This window comes from Sphingomonas sp. DMC8, from assembly GCF_056314185.1.
The window spans coordinates 264,440-287,303 of the sequence record NZ_JBQUYV010000005.1; the positions used below are offsets into that span (position 1 = coordinate 264,440).

Consider the following 22,864-nt stretch of genomic DNA (forward strand, 5'->3'; position numbering starts at 1 on the left):
CCATTCGGGAGAGCAAGACATGACGATGCGGATGATCCTTCCGGCGCTTGCCGTGCTGGCGCTGGCGGGGTGTAACGGGCAGCAGACGGCGTCTCCCGCCGGGAATGACGACAGCGCCGAAGCGAATGCGGTGGTCGACAATGGCGAGGCCGGCAACAACGTCGCGGCGCAGGTCGTGGCGATGAGCGAGCGGATGCGCAACGTCGTCTTCATCCGCGCGATCCGGGATGCCAATCTGCCCTGCGAGCATGTCGACAGCTCGGAGCGTCTGCCGGACCAGAACGGCCTTCCCCTGTGGCGCGCCAACTGCAAGCCAACCGGCAGCCACATGATCACCATCACGCCCGACGGCACCGCGAAGATCATCAGCCGCAGCGACGATCGCTAGGCTTGGGGGCGTCGAAGCCGCTTCCCGTCGCGGGGAGGGGCTTTGCCGTTGCCGTGCCTGCCGCTAAGCCTGCCCGCGATGGATGCCGGCATGCCCGATCGCGACCCCGCGGCTACCGCGCCGCGCCTCAGCCTGGCAGGCGCGCTGATGCGGGGGCTGCGTGCGCCGCCCGCTGGCATGGCGACGCGGCGCAGCGGGATCGCGCTCGCCTTGCTGATCCTCGCCGGGCCGTTGTTGACGCTGACCGGTGCGACGCTGCTGGCCATGCGGGCAGAGGATGATGCTGCCCGGCTGCGCGACCGGCTCGCCCCGGCGCGCTCGGCGCTTCAGGCGCAGGAAAGTGCGCGGGCAATGCTGGGCGCCGTGGCGGCGCGGGCGACCCTGGGCGCTACGCTGGAGGCACTGGCCGGCGTCTTGCCGCCCGGCGCCAGCCTGACCCGTGCCGAACGCGATGGGCGCGGCCGGCTGGCCCTGGATATTCTGACGAACGATCCCGACGCCCTGCGCGCCGCGCTGCGCCGTTCGGAGCAACTTGCGGCACTCCGCGATGTGGCCGAGCGGCAGGGCGACAGCGGCATGCTGGTAACGCTGCGCGAGGGGCAATGATTGCGCGCCGACCCTTGCTTGCCGGGCTCGGCCTGGGGCTGCTTGCCGCTGGGCCGCTGCTCCCGCTGATGTTTTCCGCGCTCGACCGGCTGGCGGCGGCGCGCGCCACGCGCGACGCGCTGGCAGCCTCGGTGGCGAGCCCGGCAAGGGCAACGCCGCTGGTTGCGGGCGCGGCGCGGATCGATGCGCCTGATGCGGCGCGTGCGCAGGCACAGCTTCTCGCGCGGGTGCAGCAGCTTGCCCGGCGCGGCGGCGTGCTGGTGGAACGTGCGACGCCGGTTGTCGCGCCGGAGGGGCTGGCGGTGCTGCGCATTCGCCTGTCCGGCCCCGAAAAGGCCGTGGTGGCGCTGGCCGATACGCTGGAGCGCGAGGCGCCGCTGCTGCGCTTCCTGCGCTGGCGGATCGAGCCGGTGGCGGGAGGCGTGCGGCTGAGCGGCGATCTGGCGGGGGCGTGGCGATGAGGGCCGCACGCCTGGCGCTGGTCGCGGCCGGGGTGGCGGCAATCGGCATGCCGTTGCTGCTGCTCCTGCCGCATCAAGTGAATCGCCGTGCGGTGACTTCGGCGCGCCCGGTACCGATCGCGCCGGTCGCCCCGGCGCCGCTAGCGCGCGTCTGGGAACGGCCGCTGTTCGCTGCTTCCCAAGGGGAGGCGCTGCCTGCCGACGCCCCGCAATTGCTCGGCATCGCCGGACGGCTGGGCAGCGACGCGGTGGCGCTGGTCCGCACCGGCGATGGCCGGACGCGCAGCATCGCGGTGGGCGACAGTGTCGATGGCTGGCGGCTGGAATCGCTCGCCATCGATGCGGCGCTCTTCACCCGCGGCGGCCAGCGCGCGCGGGTGCCGTTGCCGGCCGATCAGTAGATCCCGTCGATTTCCACCTTCAGCCGCGCCGGGGGCGGAGCCAGCAACAGGCTGTTGCGCCGGTTATTCTCCGCCTCATCGGCGCGCAGCCGCGCATAGCGATCCTTCGCCGCCGCGCTCGCGTCGGCGCCGTCGCGCAGGATGGTCGGCTTCAGGAAGATGAAGAGCGTGCGCTTCTGATGCTGTTCGCGCCGGCTCTTGAACAATTCCCCGACGATCGGAATGCTGCCCAGCACCGGCACCTGCTGGCGCGTGTCCGTATAGTCGTCGCTGGTGAGGCCGCCGAGGACGATGGTGTCGCCATTATCGGCCAGCACGGTGGTGTTGATCGCGCGCTTGTTGGTGATGATGTCCGACGCCTGCGACACCGTGGTGCTGGCGATGGAGGATGCCTCCTGGTTCACCTGCAGGCGGATGGTGTCGCCGGCGTTGACCCGCGGCAGCACGCGCAGGGTGATGCCCACGTCCTTGCGCTCGATGGTGGTATAGGGCGTGGTCGAGCTGGAGCTGGTCAGGATCGAGCCGGTGACGAACGGCACATTCTGGCCTGCGATGAATTCGCCCGGCACATTGTCCAGCACCGTGATCTGCGGCGTGGACAGTAGATTGGCCTTGCTGGAGGTGCCGAGCGCCTGCACCAGAATCGAGAAATTGTCGCCGATCTTGAAGTTGCCGGTGGCGCCGGTGGCGCCCGTGCCGAGCAGCGCGCCGGCGGGTACGCCCAGCGTCGACAGGATCGCGCCCAGCGAGGTGCCGCCGGCATTGAACGACGTGGCGGCGCCCGTCACCTTGTTCAGCACCGCCCCGCTGGTGCCGAGCTGTACCGCCAGCGCTTCGGCATCGTCGCCGGTGATTTCGGCGATGGCGGCTTCGATCAGCACCTGCGGGCGGCGCACGTCGAGATCGGTGATCAGCGGCTCGATAGAGGCGATTGCCTTGGGCGCGCCGCGCACGACGATGGCGTTCAGCTCGGGCGCTGGCTGTACCGTCAGATCGGGCGTGGAAAAGCCCTTGGGCGTCGGCGCTGTCATCGACTGCATCACCGGCGTGGTCGCGCTGGTGGCGGCCTGAACCCCGCTACTCTGCAGCTGGGGCGTGCCGGTCGTGCCTGAGGCGCTGCTTTGCGAGGCGAGCCGGGCAAAGGGATTGACGGTGCTGGGCGCCAGGCTCTTCGCCACGGGATTGTCGGTGCTTTCGCCCAGCCCCAGCACGCCGCGCAGCACATCGGTGACGGTTTCGGCATCGGCATAGTTCAGCCGGAACATGCGCGTGATCGGCGTCGCGCCGCCCGGCTGGTCGAGCGAGGCGATGATGCGCCGGGCATCGGCAACCGATGCGGGGGTGCCGCGCACGATCACCGTGTTGCTGCGTTCGTCTGCGGCGACGCGGGTGCCGCCGCCGCTCTGGTCGGCCAGCACATTCTGCAACGCCTGGGCGACATCGGCGGCATTGCCGTTCTTCAGCGTGACCGTGGCGAAGCTGGCGCCGCCGCCGCTGTCGAGCTGGCGGACGATCGCCTCCACCCGGCGGACATTGTCGGCATAGTCGGTGATGACGACGGCATTGGGGCTGGTGAGCGGTTCGACGCTGCCGAAGCTGGCCACCAGCGGGCGGGCGACGCGCGCGGCATCGGCAGAGGGCACGTTGGCCAGCCGCACCATCCGCGTCACCAGTTCCTGCCCGGCGGCACCCCGGCTCGGCACGCCGCCGTCGCGCACCGCATTGGCGGCGGGCACGATCCGCCACGCCCGGCCGGACCGCACCGCGGCAAAGCCGTTGGCGCGCAGCACCGACTGGAACAGCTCCCACACGCCCGCCGGCGTCAGCGGGCTGGACGAGGTAACCGTCACCACACCCTTCACGGCAGGGTCGAGGATCAGCGTGCGGCCGGTGATGCGCGAAATCTGGTCGGCGACATCGGCAATATCGACGCCGCGCATGTTGATGACGATGTCGGCGGCATCCTGCGTCGGGGCAGCCGTCTGGGCGGCGACCAGCGCGGGTTCCAGCACCATCGGCGCCAACGCGAAACAGGCCAGGGCGGAGCGAATCGTCACGATGTTTCTCTCTAGCGGAGCGGCACGGTAAGCGTCATCGGCTTGCCGTTGCGAAGGATCTGAAGCTGCACGCTGCCGCTCTGTTGGGCGGCGGCGAAGGCGGCATTGGCGGCCTGGCTGTCGGTGGTCGGCACGCCGTTGATGGTCGTGATCAGGTCGCCGGGTTGCATGCCCGGCGGCCCGCCATTGCCGATGCGCAGGCCATCGCCGGTCTGCACCGCGCCGATCTTTTCCAGCACCGCCGCCGTGTTGCCCGGCAGCGCAGCCGGGCGCGGCGCGGGGCCGGGGGCCATCGGGCCGGCATTGGGTTGCGCGGCGGCGGCCTGGCGCTGCTCGGGCGTCAGGCGGGGGTCGGGAAAGGCGAGGAATTCGCTGCGGCCGCCGTTCAGCAGCAGCACGCGATCGTGCTGGACCGACTGGACGGTCGCGCCATTCACCGCGTCGCCGACATGAAAGGGTTTGGCCGGCTGCCCCCCCACCGCAATGAACGCCGTGGAAAGCGTCGGCGGCACCGCGGCCACCACGCCCTTCAGCTCCAGCGGCAGCGCGGTCGGCTGTGGTGCGTCTGTCTGCACGGACTTGCCGAACGGCGCGAGTGCGATCACCGGCGCCATGTCCGGCGCGGCGGTGGCGCCATTGTGGCGGCCGGGGACGACGATCGCGCCGGTGCCGGCATGGCCGGCAATCCGCCAGGTCAGTCCGGCCAGCGCGACGGCAACCGAAATCACCACCGCGCCCGTCAACAGATCGAGCACCGTACGGGTCTGGCGGGGGGAGAGGCGCAGTCCGGTCATCCCTTGCGTCCGTCCACGAACCCGTCGAGCGATGCAAGCGGTGTCTTCTCGCCCGCCGCAAAGACATCGATCCGGATTCGTTCTATTTCCGGGTCGTCAGTGCCCCGGCGACTGACCGAGACGCGCCATGCCTGGCCCATCATCTCCACCGTTTCGGCAGGGGGGATGCCGCTTTCCAGCTCGGCGAGCCGGTTCTCCGCCACCCACATCGCCGCCGCGCGCCGCTCGAGCCCGCGGGTGGAATCGATATGTGCCTCGACCGTGCGCATCAGCCCCACGGTCGCAATGGCGAGCACCGCCAGCGCCACCAGCGCTTCGATGAGCGAGAAACCCTCGCTGGCGGGGGAGGGGGGTATGGTTCTTTCGCCCCCCTCCCTGCTTGCAGGGAGGGGCCGGGGGTGGGTGCGAGGGCGCAGCCCGAGCGTTGCGGCCTGCCACAAAGGCATCGGCCGGGGCATCGAGCCCCGCCCGATGCCGGACACACCCCTAACCCCTCCCTTGCAGGGAGGGGAACCGATGGGGCCAGGCAATGTCTGGTCAATTGCTATCGTCTGGCTTGCACCCACGCGACTCAACCGATCCGCCCTCATGACCGTGGCATCGGCGCGGCGCTGGCGGTCATGCCGTCATAGGTGACGCGCCAGCGCTGGCTGCCGGATTCGAGGATGGCGGCAAGCGGCTTGCCGGCGCCATCGACGCCCAGCACCACCGGCGGTTGGGTATCGATCGTCATCGCCATCGCGTCGGGCAGGCGGTGATAGCCGAATACGCGATCATCTGCTGCCAGCGGCGCGCCGGTGCCGGGCACGGTGGCAAAGCTATAGCCATGCTTGTCCACCAGAAAGGCGATCCGCCGGTCCCCCAGCATCGCCGCGTCGGCCGCTGCCTGCAGCCGACTGGCTAGGCGGCGCGCCTCGGTTTCGGCGCTGGGCCGGCGCGTGGCGGCGCCGATCCCCAGCGTAACGGCGCCCGCCGTAACGCCGATGATCGCCAGCACCACCAGCATCTCGATCAGTGTCAGCCCGGTTTCGGAGGACCGGCGCGCAGTGCGGACGGGCCCCCCCATGGCGATCATCCCTTGCCGTCGATATCGGCGTTCACGCCCTCGCCGCCGGGCTTGCCGTCCTTGCCGAGCGAGCGGATGGTGAAGCTGGTGCCGTCCGACTGATATTCATAGGGCTTGCCCCAGGCATCAAGCGGCGGCGCCGAGAGATAGCCGCCCTGTGCCCAGTTGGTCGGCACCGGCGGGGTGGCCGGCTTTTCGACCAGCGCCTTCAGCCCCTGGTCGGTGGTGGGATACTGGCCATTGTCGAGCCGGTACATTTTCAGCGCGCCCTGGATGCTGGAAATATTTCCCTTGGTCGTCGTGGCGCGGGCCTCGTCCGGCCGGTTGATGACGTTCACGGTGATCAGCGTTGCAACCACGCCGATGATCACCAGCACGATCAGCATTTCGATCAGCGTCAGCCCGGTTTCCTGCTCGCCGACGGGGCGGAGCTTGCGCACGGGGCGCTGCGGTGCGATGTCACTAAACTGTTCCAAAACTATGCGCATCCCCGCCCCATGCGTCCGACCCATGAAGCTACCATGACAAGCGGTGCCCCAGTACCAAAGCTACCGCAGCCGCACGCCGGGGGTGTGTGGACGCTGGCGGGCGACCGCCTGATCATAGCCGACGCAGAGGGGGCCGCAACCATCCTCGTGCCGACCGAGCGGGTGCGGATGCTGGCAATGGATTTGCCGCTGCCCAATCGCGCGCGGCGGCTGGCGGCCTTGCCCTTCGCCGTCGAAGACCATGTCGCCGAGCCGCTGGAAATGCTGCATCTCGCGCTCGGTGCGTCCGTCGCGGCCAGCGGCCATCCGCATCGCTATCTGGCCGGCATCGTCCAGCAATCGGTGATGGCGCAGTGGGTAGCGCTGGCGGAGGCGCAGGGACTGCATGGCGCGGCGATGGTGCCCGACGCCCTGCTGTTGCCCCGCCCGGTGGAGGGCTGGACGGTTTCGGTGCGCGATGGGCGGGCGCTGGTGCTCGCTGCCGACGGTACCGGCTTTGCCGTGCCGGCTGCCGTGCTGCGTGCCGCATGGGAAGCGGCCGGGCGGCCGTCTGTCCAGAACCAGGGCGAGCCGCTGCCCGAAGAGATGCAGGCCGTGCCGGTCGTGCCCGATTCCGTCTCCGCAGCGGCCCGCGCGGCAATGGCGGCGGACCTGCTCGATCTGCGTCAGGGCGCTTTCGCGCCGCCGCGCGCGACGATCGGCAAGAACTGGAACCGTTTCGGTTGGATCGTCGGAATCGGCGTTGCTGCGCATGTGCTGATTGCCGGCGCCGATCTGGTGGCGCTGCGCGTGATTGCCGATCGCCGCGCACAGGAGGTACGCACGCTGGCTGCTACGGCGGCGCCGGGGGCGGATGTGTCCGGTGATCTGCGTGGGACGCTTGCCGATCTGTTGCCCGCCGGCGGCGGCGGCGCGCCCGACCGCTTCCTGCCGCTGCTCGCGCGCGTTTCGGCTGCGCTGGGGCCGCTCGGCTCGGGCATTGCCGTGCGGACCCTGGGCTATGAAGGCAGCGTGCTCACGCTCGATCTGGCGCCCGGCGAGCCCGGCCTTGCCGGCAAGATCGACGCCGCCCTGCGTGCCGCCCGCGTGCGCGGACGCGCCGTTGTCGCGCCCGACGGCGCGATCCGTGTTACGGCGAGTGCGGTATGAGGAACGTGATCCGCAACCAGTTGCCGACGCTTGATGCCGGCCTGACGCACCTTGGCACATGGTGGCAGGGCCGTCCGCCGCGCGAGCGGACGCTGCTGGCGGTGCTCGCGCTGCTGCTCGGCGGCGTGCTGCTCGTCTATGCTGTCGTGAAGCCGATCCAGGATGCGCGTGCCGCCGCGCTGGCGGATATTCGCAGCTATGAGGTGCTCGCCGCGCGCATCCGCGCCGCCGGTCCTTTGGGTGCGGCACGGTCGCCGCGTCGCGCCGGGCCGCCGGCGGTACAGGCCAGCCAGTCTGCCGCCGCGATGGGCCTTGGCATCACCACCGCACCGCTGCCGGGCGGGGTGCGCGCGACGGTGGCGGATGCCAGCTATGACACGATCGTCGCCTGGCTGGCGGACGTGACGCGCAGCAGCGATTTGCGCGTGCAGCGTGTCACCTTGCAGCGACTTGGTGTGCCCGGCCATGTCTCGGCGGTGGTGGAGCTGGTGCAGTGATCGACCTCGATACGCCCGCGCTTCCTTATGGCTTTGCCCGTCGCCACGGCGTGCTGCTGCGCGGCACGCCCGAGGGCGTCGAGTGCCTCCATCGTGCCGATGCCGGGCTGGACGGCCTGCTCGAAGTGCAGAGGCTGGCGCCGGGCGCGCGGTTCGTGCGGCTGGACGGCGCCGCTTTCGACAGCGCGCTGGGCGAAGCCTATGGCGGGGCAGGCGGCGCTGCTGCAGACATCGACCTGGGCGGCATGGATCTGGCGGCGCTGGCCGACAGCGCGGCGAGCGTCGACGATCTGCTCGATACCCGCGACGATGCGCCGGTCATTCGCCTGATCAACGCGCTGCTGCTGGAAGCGGTGAAGGAAGGCGCGTCGGACGTGCATGTCGAGACGCAGGAAAAGCGGCTGGTCGTGCGGTTCCGCATCGATGGCGTGCTGCGCGACATGCTGGAGCCGCCGCGCGCGCTGGCGCCGCTGCTGGTCAGCCGCATCAAGGTGATGGCGAAGCTGGACATCGCCGAACGCCGCGTGCCGCAGGACGGGCGGGTGACGCTGCGGATCGGCGGGCACGATGTCGATGCCCGCGTCTCCACCATCCCCACCCAGCATGGCGAGCGGGTGGTGCTCCGCCTGCTGGAGAAGGGATCGCTGAAGCTCGACCTGTCGGGCCTGGGCATGAGCGCGCGCGACGAGGAAGTGTTCGGCCGGCTGCTCGAACGGCCGCACGGCATATTGCTCGTCACCGGGCCGACCGGCTCGGGCAAGACGACGACGCTCTATACCGCGCTCACCCGGCTCAACGACCGCAAGCGCAACGTGATGACGGTCGAAGACCCGATCGAATATGAGCTGCCGGGCGTGGCGCAAACCCAGGTCAACCCGCGCACCGATATGACCTTCGCGCGCGGGCTGCGGGCGATCCTGCGCCAGGATCCCGACGTCATCATGGTCGGCGAGATCCGCGACCAGGAGACAGCGCAGGTGGCGGTGCGCTCGGCGATGACCGGGCATTTCGTGCTGTCGACGCTGCACACCAACAGTGCGGTCGGCTCTGTCACGCGGCTGATCGACATGGGGGTGGAGCGGTATCTGCTGGCGCCCATGGTGGTCGGGCTGTGCGCCCAGCGGCTGGTGCGTCGCCTGTGCACGCATTGCCGGCGCGAGGATGTGGCGACCGACGCGGATTCGGCGCTGCTCGGCGGGGCGATCAAGCCGGGCAAGAAGCTGTGGCGCGCGGTCGGCTGTGACCAGTGCCATGGCGAAGGCTATCGCGGGCGCGCGGCGCTGTACGAAGTGGTGGCAGTCGACGACGCCATGCAGAAGCTGATCCACGACGGCGCGAGCGAGGCTGAGCTGGAACGCCACGCCCGCAAGCAGAATCCCAGCCTGCTCGACGACGGCCTTGCGAAGCTGAAGGCAGGGTTGACGACCGTGGAGGAAATCGCCCGGGTCGTGAGGGACGAGGCGTGAGGGGGAGCGCAGGCTGCAGCGTTTGGCAGGGAGGCATCTGAATGCCCGCCTATGCCTATCGCGCGGCAGACCGCACCGGCGCCGCCCGGCGGGGCGTGCTCGAAGCGTCCAGCCCCGCCGCCGCCCGCGCGCTGCTGCGCGAGCAGGCGCTGCTGCCGCTGTCGGTCGAGCCTGCAGCGGAGCGGGGGCGGCGCTTCGGCGCGATCACGCTGCCGCGCATCGGCAAGGGCGGAATAAGCGCCCGCGCGCTGGCGACCCTGACCCGGCAGATCGCCACTCTCGTCGGCTCCGACATCGCGGTTGAAGAGGCGCTGCGGCTGGTCGCCACCCAGTCCGAGCAGGCGGCGGTCAGTTCGTTGCTGCTCGATGTGCGCGGCGCGATTCTCGACGGGCGCAGCTTCGCCGCCGCATTGGCCCAGCACCCGCGCGCCTTCCCCGAATTCTACCGCGCGTCCGTCGCTGCCGGTGAGGCGTCCGGCAAGCTGCCGGATGTGCTCGGCCACCTCGCCGATTTCGTCGAGAACCGCCAGGCCAATGGCCAGAAGCTGCAGCTTGCCTTGCTCTATCCGGCGCTGCTCGCGGTGGTGTCGTTCGGCATGATGGTCATGCTGATGGTCTATGTCGTGCCGGATATCGTGAAGGTGTTCGTGTCGCGCGGCGCCGATCTGCCGCTGCTGACGCGCGCGCTGATCGCGCTCAGTGCCTTTCTGCAATATTTCGGTCTCTATCTGCTGATCGCGATCGGCCTGGGGCTGGTGGGGTTCGGGCGCTGGCTGCGCGTGCCTGCCAACCGGCTGCGCGTGCACCGTTTCTTTGCCGAACGCCGCCCGTTCCGCCGCTTCAGCCGGCAGATGAATGCCGCGCGTTTCGCCGGCAGCCTCGCGACCTTGGTGGGCAGCGCGGTGCCGCTGGTCGAGGCGCTGCACGCTGCGGCGGCTGTCACGCCCAACCTCTATGTCCGCGAAAAGGCGCTGTCGGTGGCCGCGCGCGTCCGCGAGGGCATCAGCCTCCGCGCCGCGATGCAGGAGGCGGAGGTGTTCCCCTCGATGCTGGTGGCGATCGTCGCTTCCGGCGAAAGCTCGGGCCGGCTGGCACCTGCGCTGGGCCGCGCCTCGGGCGAATTGCAACGTGAACTCGATGCGCTGGTCGCCACGCTCGTCGCGCTGGTCGAGCCGTTGGTGCTGCTGGTGATGGGCGGTCTGGTGCTGTTGATGGTGCTGGCGATCCTGCTGCCGATCATCAACCTCAACAACCTGGTGGGGATTTAGGCCTTCGCCTCACATCTTCCCCTGAAACCGCGCGCCGCCGGGCAGGCCGATAAACGGCAGCGCAGTGGCGCCGTCCCGCGTGACGCCCAGGTCGAGCAGACCATCTTCGCTGAGCGTCGCATCGAGCAGCACCTGCCGCCGCTGCGTCGCCGGGACTAGCCGGAAGGCGGTGCGCGCGCCGACATGCTCGGCGGTCAGCAGCAGCGCCGGCACCGCCACCGCCGGCCCGGCGGGTTTGGTCTGGCAACTGCCGGGATCGGTCGTCACCTTGCCGTCCAGCATCTCGCTGCCGCCGCCGATCGCGATTCGTGGCATTTCCACCTGCATCGCGAAGCTGCAGGTGAAGGGCAGGTTCGGCTGAATCGCCTGCAACAGGCTGGAATCGGCGGCGCCGCTCACATGGTCGAGCACCATGCGGCCACCGGCATGCAGCAGCGCCTGCCCGCCCAGATTGGTATCGGGGCCGGTTGCCTTCCAGTCGGTAGCCAGGCCCAGGCTGGTCAGCGATCGCAGCGGCGCCACCTGCCATTCCAGCGTGCTGCCGCCGGCCAGCCCGACCTGACCGTGCCACAGCGTGCCTGCCACGCCGGTGCGCCACGGCGCCTCACGCACCAGCACGCTTGCCGGCAGCATCGCCAGCATCGCCAGCGCATAGGCCCCTATGCCCAGCAGGACGAAGACGATAAGACGCCGGCGTGCCCCATTCGCTGAATCCGGAGTTGGCCATGGATCGCCGGTCGCTGTTGCGGTTGCTGCAGTCGGGCCTGGTCGCGTCCGCGGCATCGGTCTCGCTTCCCTCGTTCGCATGGGCGGGCGCCAAAAAGGACAAGCGCCCTGTCGCTCTCTTGCTTCCGCTCACCGGTGCGCGAGCGGAACTGGGGCGTAGCATGCGGCAGGCCGCGTTGCTCGCGGAAAACGCAGAGTTCGTGCTGAGTTTCGATACCGCCGGCAGTGCCGATGGCGCCGCCCGCGCTGCCGGCGAGGCGCTGCGTCACCACCCGGCGATGATCCTGGGGCCGCTGAGCGCCACCGAAGTGCCGGCAGTGGGCAGCAGCGTCGCAGGGCGTGTGCCGGTGATCGCGTTCAGCAATGATTCGGTGCTGCGCCAGCCGGGTGTCTGGATTTTCGGCATCACTGCCGGGCAGGTGACGAGTGCGATCCTGCGTTATGCTCGCACGCGCGGGGTAAAGTCCGTGGTGATGGTCGACGACGGATCGCCCTGGAGCGCCGCCGCCAGCCTGGCTGCGGGCCGGATGGAAAGCGAACTCGGCCTGCGGCTGCGCGTGTTGCAGGTGAAGCAGGGCCAGCCGGTGCCCGATGCGGGCGAGGCGCCCGATGCCGTGCTGTTGCCGGGCAGCGGCGAAGGGGTGCTGGCCGCGGCGCGCGCGCTGAAAGACAGCGGCGTGCAGTTGCTGGGCACCGTGCAGGGTCTGGACCACCGCCCCGAAGCGCTGGAGGCACTGGACGGCGCCTGGCTCGCCAGCCCCGATCCGGCCGCGTTCGACCAGTTCGCCAGCGCCTATTCGGCGCGCAACGGCGGCGATCCCGGCACGATCACCGCGCTGGCCTATGATGCGGCCGGAATCGTCAACACGCTGCGCGGTGCGGATGCGCTGAACATGCAGGGTCTGCTCGATGCGCGCGGGTTCCATGGCGTCACCGGCCCGGTGCGGTTCCGTACCGACGGATCGGTCGCGCGGGACTTCGCAATCCTGCGCGCCAGCCGGAGCGGCTATGAAGCCGTGGCGGTGAGTTCGGGATCGTGAAGCGGGCGGGCGGGGCCGGCGAGTCCGGCTTCACGCTGATCGAACTGATGATTTCGCTTGGGCTGTTCGCGCTGATCGCCGTGGCGGGGCTGGCGCTGGTCGACGGCATTCTGAACGTCAACCGCCGCACCGAAGGCCGGCTCGATCGGCTCGCCACGCTGCAGCGGACGATGTTCGTGCTGGCGAGCGATCTCGATCAGATCGCCGGCGGCGCCGTGGAGGGCAAGGGTGACCGGCTGCGCTTTTCGCGGGCGATGCCGGGGGTAGGCGGCAAGGCGATACCGGTCGAATATCGGGTCGCTGGTGGCATGCTGGTCCGGGCTGCTCCTGCCCCGCAACTGCTGTTGCCGGGGGTGGTGCAGGCGCGCTGGCGCTTCTGGGACAATGGCTGGGCGGATCACTGGCCGCTCGACGCCAGCGACGCCAACAAGAATCGCTGGCCCCGCGCCGTCGAAGTCGAGCTGGCCGCGCAAGGGCCGGGCGGCGCGCCGGTGGTGCTCCGCCGCGTCGTCGCGCTGCCGGCGCGGCCGCTGGAGAAGCAGCCATGAACCGCGCGCCCGACGGCGAGCAGGGCATGATTCTGGTGAACGTCCTGCTGTTCGTGGCGATTGCCGCCGGGGTCGTGCTGCTGATGATCGACCGCGAGGAAGTGGCGCTCGACCGCAGCCTCAGGATGCGCGAGGCGGCGCGCGCGCAGGCGGTGGTGCGTGGCGGTGAGCTGTCGGCACTGGTGGCGCTGCGGCGGGATGCGGAACTGGCGCCGGAAGTCGACCATCGCGGCGAGGCCTGGGCAAAGCTGGAAGCGCATGGCGCGCCGATCGAAGGCGGCCATTTCGATCTGGCGATCGCGGACGCCGAAGGCCGCTTCAACATCAACAATCTGCGCAATGGTGAGGCGGGCGCCGTTATCCTGTTCCAGCAGATTGCCGATCAGGTGGGGATGCGGCCCGAACAGTTGCTCGCGGCCATTGAATATGTCCGCGCCGAAGGGCCGCTGACCGATCTCAGCCCGCTGCGCCTGGCGGGGCTGGAGCCGCGCGTTGCCTACCAGCTCGAGCGGCTGGTGACGGCGCTGCCCGGCGCCACCTCGATCAACCTCAACGCCGCCGATCCGGCGCTTCTGGGCATATTGTTCCACGATCCGCTGGTGGGACAGCGGCTGGCGGCGGTGCGCGCGCGCCAGAATTTCCTGACGCTCAAGGATCTGTCGGACCAGAATGTCAGCCTTCCCTGGGGCACCAGCTTTCGTTCGACGAGCTTCTGGGTACGGACCCGTGCGACGATCGGCGGCACCAGCCAGCAGGAAGCGACCCTGATCCAGCGCCGCCGGACCGCGCAGGGGGCGGTCGAAGTGGTTCCGGTCGAACGCTGGTGGAATGCGGCGGTGCCTCCGGGCGCGCCGCCCTTGCCCAAGGCATCATAATTTGCTTGGCTGGCCCGTGGCGGAACCCGGTGCCATCATCCCGATCTGGAGAGCAAGTCCTTGGGCCTATTGAGCCTTTTCGGCGGTGGCGCGATCGGTCAGTGGCGCGATGCGCATCTTCGGCTGGCCCGGTCGGTCATGGAACAGGCCGCAGCGGACCTTATCGAAACGCTCGACAGCACATTGGCCGAGGCGGACTGGCGGGACGGCCTGATCGACCAGAGCCGCTTCATCGCCACGCGCATCGCCCCCATGGTGCGGAACGTCGCCGAGCCGCTGGCCCGCCGGGTGCTCGAAGAGGCTGAGCATAGGCTGGGTGAGATCGTGCCCCATCCCGTGCCGATCCGCTGGCGCCCGCGTCCCCCTGAAGGCGATGGCTGGCAGGATATGGTGGCCGAGGTGCAGGACTGGGCCGTCGCCGGCGGCACCGCGCTGTTCGGCATGGTGCGCGCGGCGGCGACGGCGCTGCCGGCCGCGCCGGGCGGGGCATTTGCCGCGCGCGACTGGATGCGGCTGCGCGCCGAGCAGCGGCTGCGCGCGCGGGTCCATGGCTATGTTGTGGCGGTGGTGCTGAAAGGTCCAAAGGGGCGCCCGGCGATCCTCGAAATGCTCGCCCAGATATTGGGCGACGCAGCCCGCGAGGCGCGGCGCCTGTAGGCGTAGAACCACGCTTGCCACCTGTTGCTGGTTGCGGGATACGGTATACGAATCAACGAGGCGGGGGGGCAGGATGCGACGCAGGACGCTGTTGGGGTACGGTGCCGGGGCTGGGCTGGCGGCGATGGTTCCGTTTGCGGCGGAAGCGCGCGCGGCGCTCGACACCGCCGCGGCCGGTGGCCCGCGCACCCGCGAACTGCTCGATCACGGTTGGCGCTTCCATCTCGGCCATGCCAGCGACATGGCGCGCGACTTCAATTTCGGTCTGGACCAGGAAACCTTCGCCAAGGCGGGCAGCAGCGCAGATGCCGCCGCGCCCGATTTCGACGATCATGGCTGGCAGCCGGTGCAGCTGCCGCACGATTGGGCCGTCGATCTGCCCTTTGCGCTGCCGCCGGGCGTTGCCGCCGAAAAGGCGAGCGAGGATGTGTCGTCGCACGGCTTCAAGGCGATCGGCCGCGCCTTTCCGGAAAACAGCATCGGCTGGTATCGCCGCGCGCTCGATGTCGGCCCGCAGGACGCCGGCAAGCGGATCTGGCTGGAATTCGATGGCGTGTTCCGCGCCAGCCTCGTGTTCATCAACGGCTATGTCGTCGGCCGCAACGACAGCGGCTATGTGCCCTTCCAGGTCGATGCCACCGATTTTCTCAACTATGACGGCAAGCCCAATGTCGTCACCGTGCGTGCCGATGCCTCGCTCGGCGAAGGCTGGTTCTATGAGGGCGCCGGCATCTATCGGCTGGTATGGCTGGTGAAGGCGGCGCCGGTCCATGTGCCGCAATGGGGGAGCTTCGTTCGCAGCACCGTGGCACCCGAGGGCGCGCGCGTCACCGCGACGATCGAGGTGCGCAACACCAGCGAGAAGCCGGCGGACCTGGTGCTGCGCCAGCATATCGTCGATCCTGACGGCGCCGTGGTCGCGCAGTTCGACGATGCCGCCCTGGCGCCGGCGCCCGACACGGTGATCGCGCACGAAGCGAGCGTGATGGTCACGGCGCCACGCCTTTGGTCGATCGAGCGGCCGAGCCTCTACCGGCTGGTGAGTGAGCTGGTCGCCGAAGGGCAGGTGATCGACCGCTATGAAACCCGCTTCGGCATCCGCACGATCCGGTTCGACGGCGAAAAGGGCTTTTTCCTCAACGATCAGCCGGTCAAGCTGCTGGGTGTCTGCAACCATCAGGACCATGCCGGCGTAGGCACCGCGATCCCGCCCGCGCTCGATGCCTGGCGCATCGCCCAGACCAGGACGATGGGCGCCAATGCCTGGCGCAGCGCGCATAATCCGCCGTCGGAAGTGCTGCTCGACCTGTGCGACCGGATGGGCATGTTGATGATCGACGAGGCGCGGCTCAACAGCACCGATCCCGAGGCCTATGATCAGCTAGAACGGATCGTGCGGCGCGACCGTAACCATCCGAGCATCATCCTCTGGTCGGTCGGGAACGAGGAACCGCACCAGATCGAGGCGCGCGGCGGCCGGATCAGCCGCAAGATGGTGCGCCATATCCGCCAGCTCGACCCGACCCGGCTGACCACCCAGGCGTTCGATCGCGGCCATTACGATCCCGCCGCGCAGGAAGTGGACGTCGTCGGCTTCAATTACCACACCGAAACCGTGGCGGCCTTCCACAACAAGTTTCCGGCCAAGCCGGTGATCGGCACAGAAACCGCCAGCACCGTTTCGACGCGCGGCGAATATTTCAACGATGCCGCCCGCCAGATCGTCCGCGCCTATGACACCGAATTTCCCCGCTGGGCCTCCACCGCCGAACATTGGTGGCGGATCGCCGATGCCAGCCCCAATCTGGCCGGCGGGTTCATCTGGACCGGCTTCGACTATCGCGGCGAACCGACGCCCTATCAGCGCTGGCCGGCGGTCTCGAGCTATTTCGGGGTGATGGACCTGTGCGGCTTTCCCAAGGACAATTACTGGTATTACCGCGCCTGGTGGCGGCCCGAACCGCTGGTCCATCTGCTGCCGCACTGGAACTGGCAGGGGCGTGAAGGGCAGGAGATCGAAGTCTGGGCCTATAGCAATTGCGATGCGGTCGAGCTGCTGCGCAACGGGCGCAGCCTGGGCCAGCGGACCATGCCGCGCGCCGGGCATGTCGAGTGGCGGGTGCCCTATGCGCCGGGACGGATCGAGGCGCGCGGCTATCGCGGCGGGCGCCTTGTCGCGACCACGCGGCAGGAAACGACTGGTCCCGCGGCAGCAGTGCGGCTGAGCGCCGACCGGCGGCAGATTGCTGGCGACGGCCGCGACCTTGCGGTGCTGACCGCAACGCTGGTCGACGCAAAGGGGCGGCCGGTGCCGAACGCGAACGCGCCGCTACGCTTTACGGTACAGGGGCCGGCGGCGCTGATCGGTGTCGGCAATGGCGATCCCACCAGCCATGAATCGGACAAGGGGCCGGATCGCCGCGCTTTTAACGGGCTCGCCCAGGCACTGGTGCGTAGCACCGGTGGCGTGGGTGCGATCAAGGTAATGGCAGAGGGGTCGGGGCTGGCGAGCGGAATCGTTGCGCTGCTCGCCGGGTGAGGGCGGCGCGGGTCACTTGCTGGTGATAGCGGCGACGTTGGCGTTCAGCAGCCGCGCCGCATCGCCGGGCGCCAGCCGCACCTGCAATCCGCGCTGGCCGCCATTGATATAGACGAGCGGCTCGGTCATCGCCGCCGCCTCGATCACCACCGGCAGGCGCCGCGTCTGGCCGAACGGGCTGATCCCGCCGACCTTGTAGCCGGAAATGCGCTCGGCATCGGCGGGCTTCATCATCTCCGCCGCCTTGCCGCCCAGCGCCGCGGCCAGCCTCTTCATCGCCACCTGATGGTCGGACGGCAGGATCACCAGCGCCGGCTTGCCGTCGACCAGCGCCATCAGCGTCTTGAGTACGCGCGCGGGATCTTCGCCCAGCGCTTCGGCGGCCTGCATCCCGATCCGGTCGGCATCGGGATCATAGGCATAGCTGTGGACGGTGAAGGCGATCTTCGCGGCTTCCAGCATCCGCGTCGCGCGGGTTTCCTTCGACATCGGGTCAGTCCGGCGTGGCCGCAGGCCGGGGAAGGGCGGGGATAGACATTTGGGGGTGTTCGCACAGCCGCCGGGGCACCGCAACGCTGGCCCGCCGCCCAAGTGGCTGGCGCAGGGCGGAAAAGCATTTGTTTATTTTCCCATCAAACAGGTAGGATTATGCCTGCTGCAACATAAGGAACGATGCAGCATGACCAGACCGGCCATCCCCTCGGCCTTCTCGCTCGAAATAGCCGATGCGGTCTCGGCACTGAACACAGTCCGTTCCGCATGGCGCGAGCGCCGGGCGGAGCATCAGGGGCTGTCCCGCTTCCCGGCACCGGCGGCGCTGGCCCGGTTCGTCGAGCATGTCTCGGCAGCGCTGTTTCCCACCCGGCTCGGCGGCTTTCGCGGCGGCATCGCGCGCGAGGATGATTTCGTCGCCGATCAGCTGGGGCAGGGCCTCGCGATATTGCGCGAACAGGTGGCGAGCGAGCTGGATTACTGGCAGCTGCACAACCGCGCCCGGTTCGACGCAGACCAGCCCGACACGATCGTTCGCCTGTTCGCCGCAGCCTTGCCGGAAATACGTGCGCTGCTCGACGAAGATGTGGATGCGGCCTTTGTCGGCGATCCGGCGGCGAGCAGCGTCGACGAGATACTGATCAGCTACCCCGGCGCGCTGGCGATCCTCCATTATCGCATTGCCCATCAGCTCCATGCGCTGGGCGCCGTCATCGTTGCGCGCGTGATTTCGGAGCTGGCCAACGCCCGTACCGGCATCGACATCCACCCCGCCGCGACGATCGGTCCCAGCTTCTTCATCGACCACGGCACCGGCGTGGTGATCGGCGAGACGGCGATCATCGGGCGCAATGTCCGCCTCTACCAGCATGTCACGCTCGGCGCGCGCAGCCCGCTGGGGTTGGCACCGGCCGGACCGCGCACGCGCTATGCCCGCCACCCGATCATCGAAGACGATGTGATCATCTATGCCGGCGCCACGATTCTCGGCCGGGTGAAGATCGGCCGGGGCAGCACGATCGGCGGCAATGTCTGGCTGCTCGACGATGTGCCGCCCTATAGCGTGCTGGTTCAGCCGGCGGCGGTGCGCCTGCATGGCGATGCGCAGAGCAACCTGACTGCACGGCTGGCGGAGCATGATCGCTGACGATCGGTGAAAAGGCGTTTTCATTCGCAAATGATCCCGCTAACCATCGCTCCCCTTGGGGCGGGACAAAGTTGATCCCGTCCGCGTGCCGATCCGGCACCGAAAGAGAGGGTGAATGGTGGGAGTGGGGCAGACCGCGGTTTCGCACGCGGTCGCGCGGTCCGGTCGTAGGCGCTGGATAATCGTCGCGCTGCTGTTTGCGGCGACGATCATCAACTATGTCGATCGCCAGATGATCGGCGTGCTGAAGCCGACGCTGATGGCGGACCTGCACTGGACCGAGCAGGACTTTGCCGGCGTCATCATCTGGTTCCAGTTCGCCTATGCCGTCGGCTATATCATCTTCGGCAAGGTGGTGGATCAGGTCGGCGCGCGGATCGGCTACACCATCGCCTTCATCATCTGGCAGGTTGCGCATATTCTGCACGGCGCTGCGCACAGCCTGACCCAGTTCGCCATGGCCCGGTTCGCGCTGGGTATCGGCGAATCGGGCAACTTCCCCGCCGGCATCAAGGCCGTGACCGAATGGTTTCCGGCCAAGGAGCGCGCCTTCGCCATCGGCGTGTTCAATGCCGGCGCGAACATCGGTGCGGTGCTGACGCCGCTGGTGATCCCGTACATGGTGCTGGCCTGGGGCTGGCGGTCGGCCTTTGTCATCACCGGCCTGGTCAGTTTCGTGTGGCTCATCGCCTGGTGGACGCTGTACCGCAGCCCGCGCGAACACCCTAAGGTCACCGCCGGCGAGCTCGCCTGGATCGAGCAGGATCCGGCCGATCAGGTGCAGAAGCTCGGCTATGGCGCGGTGCTGCTGCGCCGGGAGACCTGGGCCTATGCGCTCGGCAAGTTCTTCATCGATCCCGTGTGGTGGTTCTTCCTGTTCTGGCTGCCGGGCTATCTGTTCGAGCGCTACCATCTCGATCTCAAGTCGTTCGGCCTGCCGCTTGCTGCCATCTACCTCGTGTCGGACATGGGCAGCGTCGCCGGCGGCTGGCTTTCCTCGCGACTGATGCGCGCGGGTTACACCGCCAATGTCGCGCGCAAGCTCACGATGCTGGTCTGCGCCTGTGCGGTGCTGCCGGTACTCTTCGCCGAATCGCTCACCAGCGTTTGGATGGCGGTGGCGGTGATCGGTATCGCGACTGCGGCCCATCAGGCCTTCTCCGCCAATCTTTATGCGTTGCCGGCAGACATGTTCCCGCGCGGTGCGGTCGGCTCGGTGATCGGCATCGGCGGTACCGCCGGCGCGGTCGGTGGCATTCTGATGTCCTTCTATGCCGGCGAAGTGCTGGCACGGATCGGCAGCTACTGGCCGCTCTTCGCCGTGGCGGGCAGCGCCTATTTCGTTGCGCTGGCCTGTGTTCATTTCCTGTCGCCGCGGCTCGCCCGCGTCGACATGAGCGCCTGATTTTCCCCTTACGGTACCGGAGTATCCGATGGCCAAGCCGCTGAAGCTCGATCCCGACCGGCTGTTGCCGGCCGAGGACCGCACCCGCGCAATCGCGCGCGAATTGTACGGGGCGGTGGCAGGCCTGCCGATCATCAGCCCGCACGGCCACACCGACCCGACCTGGTTCTCGACCAACGCCAACTGGTCGAACGCGACCGAGCTGCTGCTCTCGCCCGATCACTATATCTACCGCATGCTATATTCGCAGGGCGTGTCGCTCGATGCGCTGTGCGTGCCGAGCAAGGCGGGGATGCCCGCCACCGATCCGCGCGCGGCGTGGCGCACCTTTGCCGAGCATCTCTATCTGTTCCGCGGCACGCCCTCGGCCATGTGGCTGGGCCATGTGTTCGGGCAGGTGTTCGGCTTCGACGTGGCGCTCGATGGCGAGACGGCCGATTTCTATTACGACACGATCAACGAGAAGCTGGCGAGCGACGATTTCCGTCCGCGCGCGCTGTTCGATCGCTTCAACATCGAATTTCTCGCCACTACCGAGGGGCCGCAGGACGACTTGTCGCCGCACCATGCGATCCGGGAATCCGGCTGGGGCGGCCGTGTCGTCACCACCTATCGCCCCGATGCGGTGATCGACGTCGAGCATGAGCAGTTTCACGGCGCGCTCAAGGTCTTCGCCGAGAAGACTGGCGAGGACGTGCATGACTGGGAAGGGTATCTCGCCGCGCATCGCAAGCGTCGCGCTGATTTCCGCGCCGCCGGCGCTACCGCGACCGACCATGGCCACCCGACCGCGCGCACCGCGAACCTGAGCAAGGCGGAGGCGGCGGCGCTGTTCGCGAAGATCCTCGGCAGCGACTGGACTCCCGCCGACGCCGAGCTGTTCCGCGCCCAGATGCTCACCGAAATGGCGGCGATGAGCGTCGAGGACGGGATGGTGATGCAGATCCATCCGGGCAGCTTCCGCAACCATAATGGCGGGCTGTTCGCCAGCCATGGCCGCGACAAGGGCGCCGACATTCCGACGGCGACCGACTATGTCCACGGCCTCAAGCCGCTGCTCGACCGGTTCGGCACCTCGCGTGACCTGTCGATCATCCTCTTCACGCTCGACGAAACCGTCTACGCCCGCGAGCTGGCGCCGCTGGCCGGCCATTATCCGTGCCTGAAGCTCGGCCCTGCCTGGTGGTTCCACGACAGCCCGGAAGGAATGCGCCGCTTCCGCGAGCAGGTGACCGAGACGGCGGGTTTCTACAACACCGTCGGCTTCAACGACGACACCCGCGCCTTCCTGTCGATTCCCTCGCGCCACGATGTCGCACGGCGGATCGATTGCGGCTTCCTCGCCCGGCTGGTTGCCGAAGGGCGGTTGCTCGATTGGGAGGCTGCGGAGCTGGCGTTCGAGCTGACCAACGGGCTGGTGCGCCGCGCCTATAAGCTATAGCCAGCGCTGGCGGGCCTGTGGAAAAGGCTGTGGATAAGTTTGGGGACAGGCTGGGGATGCCCTTGTGCATGTCACAGCCACGAGAGGATCGGGCAGGGCAATGACGATAGCGTTTTTCGGCGAAGTGATGCTGCGGCTCTCGCCGCCGGGGCGCGAATTGTTGCTGCAGACGCCGCGGCTCGAAGTGAATGTCGGCGGGGCGGAGGCAAATGTCGCCACCGGGCTCGCCTGCCTGGGTCATGCGGTGCGGATGGTCAGCGCCGTTGCCGACAATCCGCTGGGTGGCGCTGCGATCGGCGAATTGCGGCGGCGGGGCGTCGATGCCCGCCATGTCGCCGTAGAGCCGGGCAGGATGGGCCTGTATTTCCTGACGCCTGGCGCAGGCCTGCGTGCATCCGAAGTCGTTTATGACCGCGCTAATTCGGTGTTCGCCACCCGCGATGCGGCAAGCTGGGACTGGGATGCTGCTCTCGCCGACGCGACGCGGCTCCATCTGTCGGGCATCACGCCCGCGCTGGGGCCGAACACTGCCGCTGCCGCCATCGCTGCTGCCGAGGCGGCGCACGCGCGCGGTATTCCGGTCTCCTTCGACGGCAATTACCGCGCCAAGCTGTGGGAGGCGTGGGACAGCGATCCGCGTGCGGTGCTCACCCGGCTGATCGGCCATGCCGACATCCTGTTCGGCAACCATCGCGACATATCGCTGTTGCTGGGCGAAACCTTCTCCGGCGACGGGCCGGATCGCCGCCGGCATGCCGCCGAGGCTGCCTTTGCGGCTTTTCCCAGCCTAAAGCTGATCGCGTCCACCGCGCGCCATGTCGACGACGCCGACAGCAACCGTATCGCAGCCCGCGTGGACACGCGCGAAGCGGGGTACCAGACCGCCGAACTGCGCGTCAGCGGCATCGTCGATCGCATCGGCGCGGGCGATGCGTTCGCGGCAGGCGTATTGCACGGATTGCTGGAAGGGGGCGATGCGCGCGCGGCGGCCGAGGCGGGACTGGCGCTGACCGCGCTCAAACATTCGCTGCCGGGGGACGCCAGCCTGTTCACCCGCGCCGATCTGGCGGCCTTTGCCGAAGGCGGGCTTGACGTTCGGCGATAGGGGACGCGGCGCTGTTACTGTTCGGGCTTGATCATCACGCCCTGGCCCATCGGCTGGACTTCGATCCGGTCCAGCTTTGCCAGAATGTCCGCGAATATATCGTCTTCGGGTATGGCGAAATGCCGGCTGAAGGCTTCGCCCAGCCGGTCGAGGTCACGCTGTGTCAGCAAACCGACCGCTATGATCCGATCCTCCGACAATCCGCGCCTCCTATGGTTCGGAGGTAAAAACGGCGATCGCGCCCGGAT

General features: G+C 68.7%; 25 protein-coding genes. 17 read left to right on the forward strand and 8 right to left on the reverse strand.

Annotated elements, in window-relative coordinates; genetic code table 11:
- Window positions 1-19: 19 nt before the first annotated feature.
- The 4 genes from ACT53K_RS12390 (at window position 20) to ACT53K_RS12405 (ending at window position 1,856) form a co-directional block, all read left to right on the forward strand.
- Window positions 20-388, forward strand: a complete 369-nt coding sequence (locus tag ACT53K_RS12390; RefSeq protein WP_476228964.1) for a hypothetical protein — start codon at window positions 20-22, stop codon at window positions 386-388.
- 90 nt (window positions 389-478) lie between these two features.
- Complete coding sequence (locus tag ACT53K_RS12395) at window positions 479-994, forward strand: hypothetical protein (protein WP_476228965.1); 516 nt, start codon at window positions 479-481, stop codon at window positions 992-994.
- A complete protein-coding gene (locus ACT53K_RS12400) occupies window positions 991-1,455 on the forward strand; it encodes a hypothetical protein (protein WP_476228966.1) in 465 nt (154 codons plus the stop codon). Before ACT53K_RS12395 ends, ACT53K_RS12400 begins: the two co-directional genes overlap by 4 nt.
- The gene (locus tag ACT53K_RS12405; RefSeq protein WP_476228967.1) at window positions 1,452-1,856 is read left to right on the forward strand and encodes a hypothetical protein; all 405 of its coding nucleotides are present in this window, start codon (window positions 1,452-1,454) and stop codon (window positions 1,854-1,856) included. The genes ACT53K_RS12400 and ACT53K_RS12405 overlap by 4 nt, the downstream gene beginning before the upstream one ends.
- Here ACT53K_RS12405 and gspD read toward each other — a convergent pair.
- The 5 genes from gspD to gspG form a co-directional block, all read right to left on the reverse strand.
- The gene (gspD, locus tag ACT53K_RS12410) at window positions 1,850-3,913 is read right to left on the reverse strand and encodes a type II secretion system secretin GspD (RefSeq protein WP_476228968.1); all 2,064 of its coding nucleotides are present in this window, start codon (window positions 3,911-3,913) and stop codon (window positions 1,850-1,852) included. The two genes, ACT53K_RS12405 and gspD, sit on opposite strands and share 7 nt — an antisense overlap.
- 11 nt (window positions 3,914-3,924) lie before the next feature.
- Window positions 3,925-4,707, reverse strand: a complete 783-nt coding sequence (locus tag ACT53K_RS12415) for a type II secretion system protein N (protein ID WP_476228969.1) — start codon at window positions 4,705-4,707, stop codon at window positions 3,925-3,927.
- The gene (gene gspI, locus ACT53K_RS12420) at window positions 4,704-5,063 is read right to left on the reverse strand and encodes a type II secretion system minor pseudopilin GspI (RefSeq protein ID WP_476229055.1); all 360 of its coding nucleotides are present in this window, start codon (window positions 5,061-5,063) and stop codon (window positions 4,704-4,706) included. Before gspI ends, ACT53K_RS12415 begins: the two co-directional genes overlap by 4 nt.
- Window positions 5,064-5,293: 230 nt before the next feature.
- The gene (locus ACT53K_RS12425) at window positions 5,294-5,773 is read right to left on the reverse strand and encodes a GspH/FimT family pseudopilin (protein ID WP_476228970.1); all 480 of its coding nucleotides are present in this window, start codon (window positions 5,771-5,773) and stop codon (window positions 5,294-5,296) included.
- Between the two features lie 5 nt (window positions 5,774-5,778).
- On the reverse strand, window positions 5,779-6,261 hold the full coding sequence (gspG, locus tag ACT53K_RS12430; protein ID WP_476228971.1) for a type II secretion system major pseudopilin GspG: 483 nt from the start codon (window positions 6,259-6,261) through the stop codon (window positions 5,779-5,781).
- A 33-nt stretch (window positions 6,262-6,294) separates the two neighbouring features.
- On the opposite strand from gspG, the gene gspL reads away from it, so the two are divergent.
- From gspL to ACT53K_RS12450, 4 genes are read left to right on the forward strand one after another with little or no spacing between them, the layout of a single operon-like run.
- Complete coding sequence (gene gspL / locus ACT53K_RS12435; RefSeq protein WP_476228972.1) at window positions 6,295-7,410, forward strand: type II secretion system protein GspL; 1,116 nt, start codon at window positions 6,295-6,297, stop codon at window positions 7,408-7,410.
- Window positions 7,407-7,907 carry a type II secretion system protein GspM gene (gene gspM / locus ACT53K_RS12440; RefSeq protein WP_476228973.1) on the forward strand — a complete coding sequence of 167 codons (501 nt, stop codon included), beginning with the start codon at window positions 7,407-7,409 and terminating at the stop codon, window positions 7,905-7,907. Before gspL ends, gspM begins: the two co-directional genes overlap by 4 nt.
- The gene (locus ACT53K_RS12445) at window positions 7,904-9,373 is read left to right on the forward strand and encodes a GspE/PulE family protein (RefSeq protein ID WP_476228974.1); all 1,470 of its coding nucleotides are present in this window, start codon (window positions 7,904-7,906) and stop codon (window positions 9,371-9,373) included. Before gspM ends, ACT53K_RS12445 begins: the two co-directional genes overlap by 4 nt.
- Before the next feature lie 41 nt (window positions 9,374-9,414).
- Window positions 9,415-10,641 (forward strand): type II secretion system F family protein, encoded by a 1,227-nt coding sequence (locus ACT53K_RS12450; protein WP_476228975.1) that lies wholly within the window; start codon window positions 9,415-9,417, stop codon window positions 10,639-10,641.
- Window positions 10,642-10,650: 9 nt separating this feature from the next.
- Here the strand turns inward: ACT53K_RS12450 and ACT53K_RS12455 are convergent, their stop codons facing one another.
- Entirely contained in the window at window positions 10,651-11,283 is a 633-nt protein-coding gene (locus ACT53K_RS12455; protein ID WP_476228976.1) for a hypothetical protein, read from the reverse strand.
- A gap of 83 nt (window positions 11,284-11,366) precedes the next feature.
- Between ACT53K_RS12455 and ACT53K_RS12460 the strand changes: the two genes are divergently transcribed.
- The 5 genes from ACT53K_RS12460 (at window position 11,367) to galA (ending at window position 17,026) form a co-directional block, all read left to right on the forward strand.
- Window positions 11,367-12,407 (forward strand): penicillin-binding protein activator, encoded by a 1,041-nt coding sequence (locus tag ACT53K_RS12460; RefSeq protein WP_476228977.1) that lies wholly within the window; start codon window positions 11,367-11,369, stop codon window positions 12,405-12,407.
- Complete coding sequence (locus tag ACT53K_RS12465; protein WP_476228978.1) at window positions 12,404-12,955, forward strand: type II secretion system protein GspJ; 552 nt, start codon at window positions 12,404-12,406, stop codon at window positions 12,953-12,955. The genes ACT53K_RS12460 and ACT53K_RS12465 overlap by 4 nt, the downstream gene beginning before the upstream one ends.
- Entirely contained in the window at window positions 12,952-13,830 is an 879-nt protein-coding gene (locus tag ACT53K_RS12470; RefSeq protein ID WP_476228979.1) for a type II secretion system minor pseudopilin, read from the forward strand. Before ACT53K_RS12465 ends, ACT53K_RS12470 begins: the two co-directional genes overlap by 4 nt.
- Window positions 13,831-13,890: 60 nt before the next feature.
- Entirely contained in the window at window positions 13,891-14,487 is a 597-nt protein-coding gene (locus tag ACT53K_RS12475; protein ID WP_476228980.1) for a hypothetical protein, read from the forward strand.
- Window positions 14,488-14,560: 73 nt separating this feature from the next.
- Entirely contained in the window at window positions 14,561-17,026 is a 2,466-nt protein-coding gene (gene galA, locus ACT53K_RS12480; RefSeq protein WP_476228981.1) for a beta-galactosidase GalA, read from the forward strand.
- A gap of 12 nt (window positions 17,027-17,038) precedes the next feature.
- On the opposite strand, the gene ybaK is transcribed toward galA, so the two are convergent.
- Window positions 17,039-17,515: a Cys-tRNA(Pro) deacylase gene (ybaK, locus tag ACT53K_RS12485; protein WP_476228982.1), complete on the reverse strand. Its 477-nt coding sequence runs from the start codon at window positions 17,513-17,515 to the stop codon at window positions 17,039-17,041.
- A 190-nt stretch (window positions 17,516-17,705) separates the two neighbouring features.
- On the opposite strand from ybaK, the gene epsC reads away from it, so the two are divergent.
- From epsC to ACT53K_RS12505, 4 genes are all read left to right on the forward strand, one after another.
- The gene (gene epsC / locus ACT53K_RS12490) at window positions 17,706-18,665 is read left to right on the forward strand and encodes a serine O-acetyltransferase EpsC (RefSeq protein ID WP_476228983.1); all 960 of its coding nucleotides are present in this window, start codon (window positions 17,706-17,708) and stop codon (window positions 18,663-18,665) included.
- Between the two features lie 115 nt (window positions 18,666-18,780).
- Window positions 18,781-20,070 (forward strand): MFS transporter, encoded by a 1,290-nt coding sequence (locus tag ACT53K_RS12495; protein WP_476228984.1) that lies wholly within the window; start codon window positions 18,781-18,783, stop codon window positions 20,068-20,070.
- A 28-nt stretch (window positions 20,071-20,098) separates the two neighbouring features.
- Complete coding sequence (gene uxaC, locus ACT53K_RS12500) at window positions 20,099-21,511, forward strand: glucuronate isomerase (protein WP_476228985.1); 1,413 nt, start codon at window positions 20,099-20,101, stop codon at window positions 21,509-21,511.
- A gap of 100 nt (window positions 21,512-21,611) precedes the next feature.
- The gene (locus tag ACT53K_RS12505; RefSeq protein WP_476228986.1) at window positions 21,612-22,616 is read left to right on the forward strand and encodes a PfkB family carbohydrate kinase; all 1,005 of its coding nucleotides are present in this window, start codon (window positions 21,612-21,614) and stop codon (window positions 22,614-22,616) included.
- A gap of 14 nt (window positions 22,617-22,630) precedes the next feature.
- Here the strand turns inward: ACT53K_RS12505 and ACT53K_RS12510 are convergent, their stop codons facing one another.
- A complete protein-coding gene (locus tag ACT53K_RS12510) occupies window positions 22,631-22,786 on the reverse strand; it encodes a hypothetical protein (protein WP_476228988.1) in 156 nt (51 codons plus the stop codon).
- Window positions 22,787-22,864 lie beyond the last annotated feature (78 nt).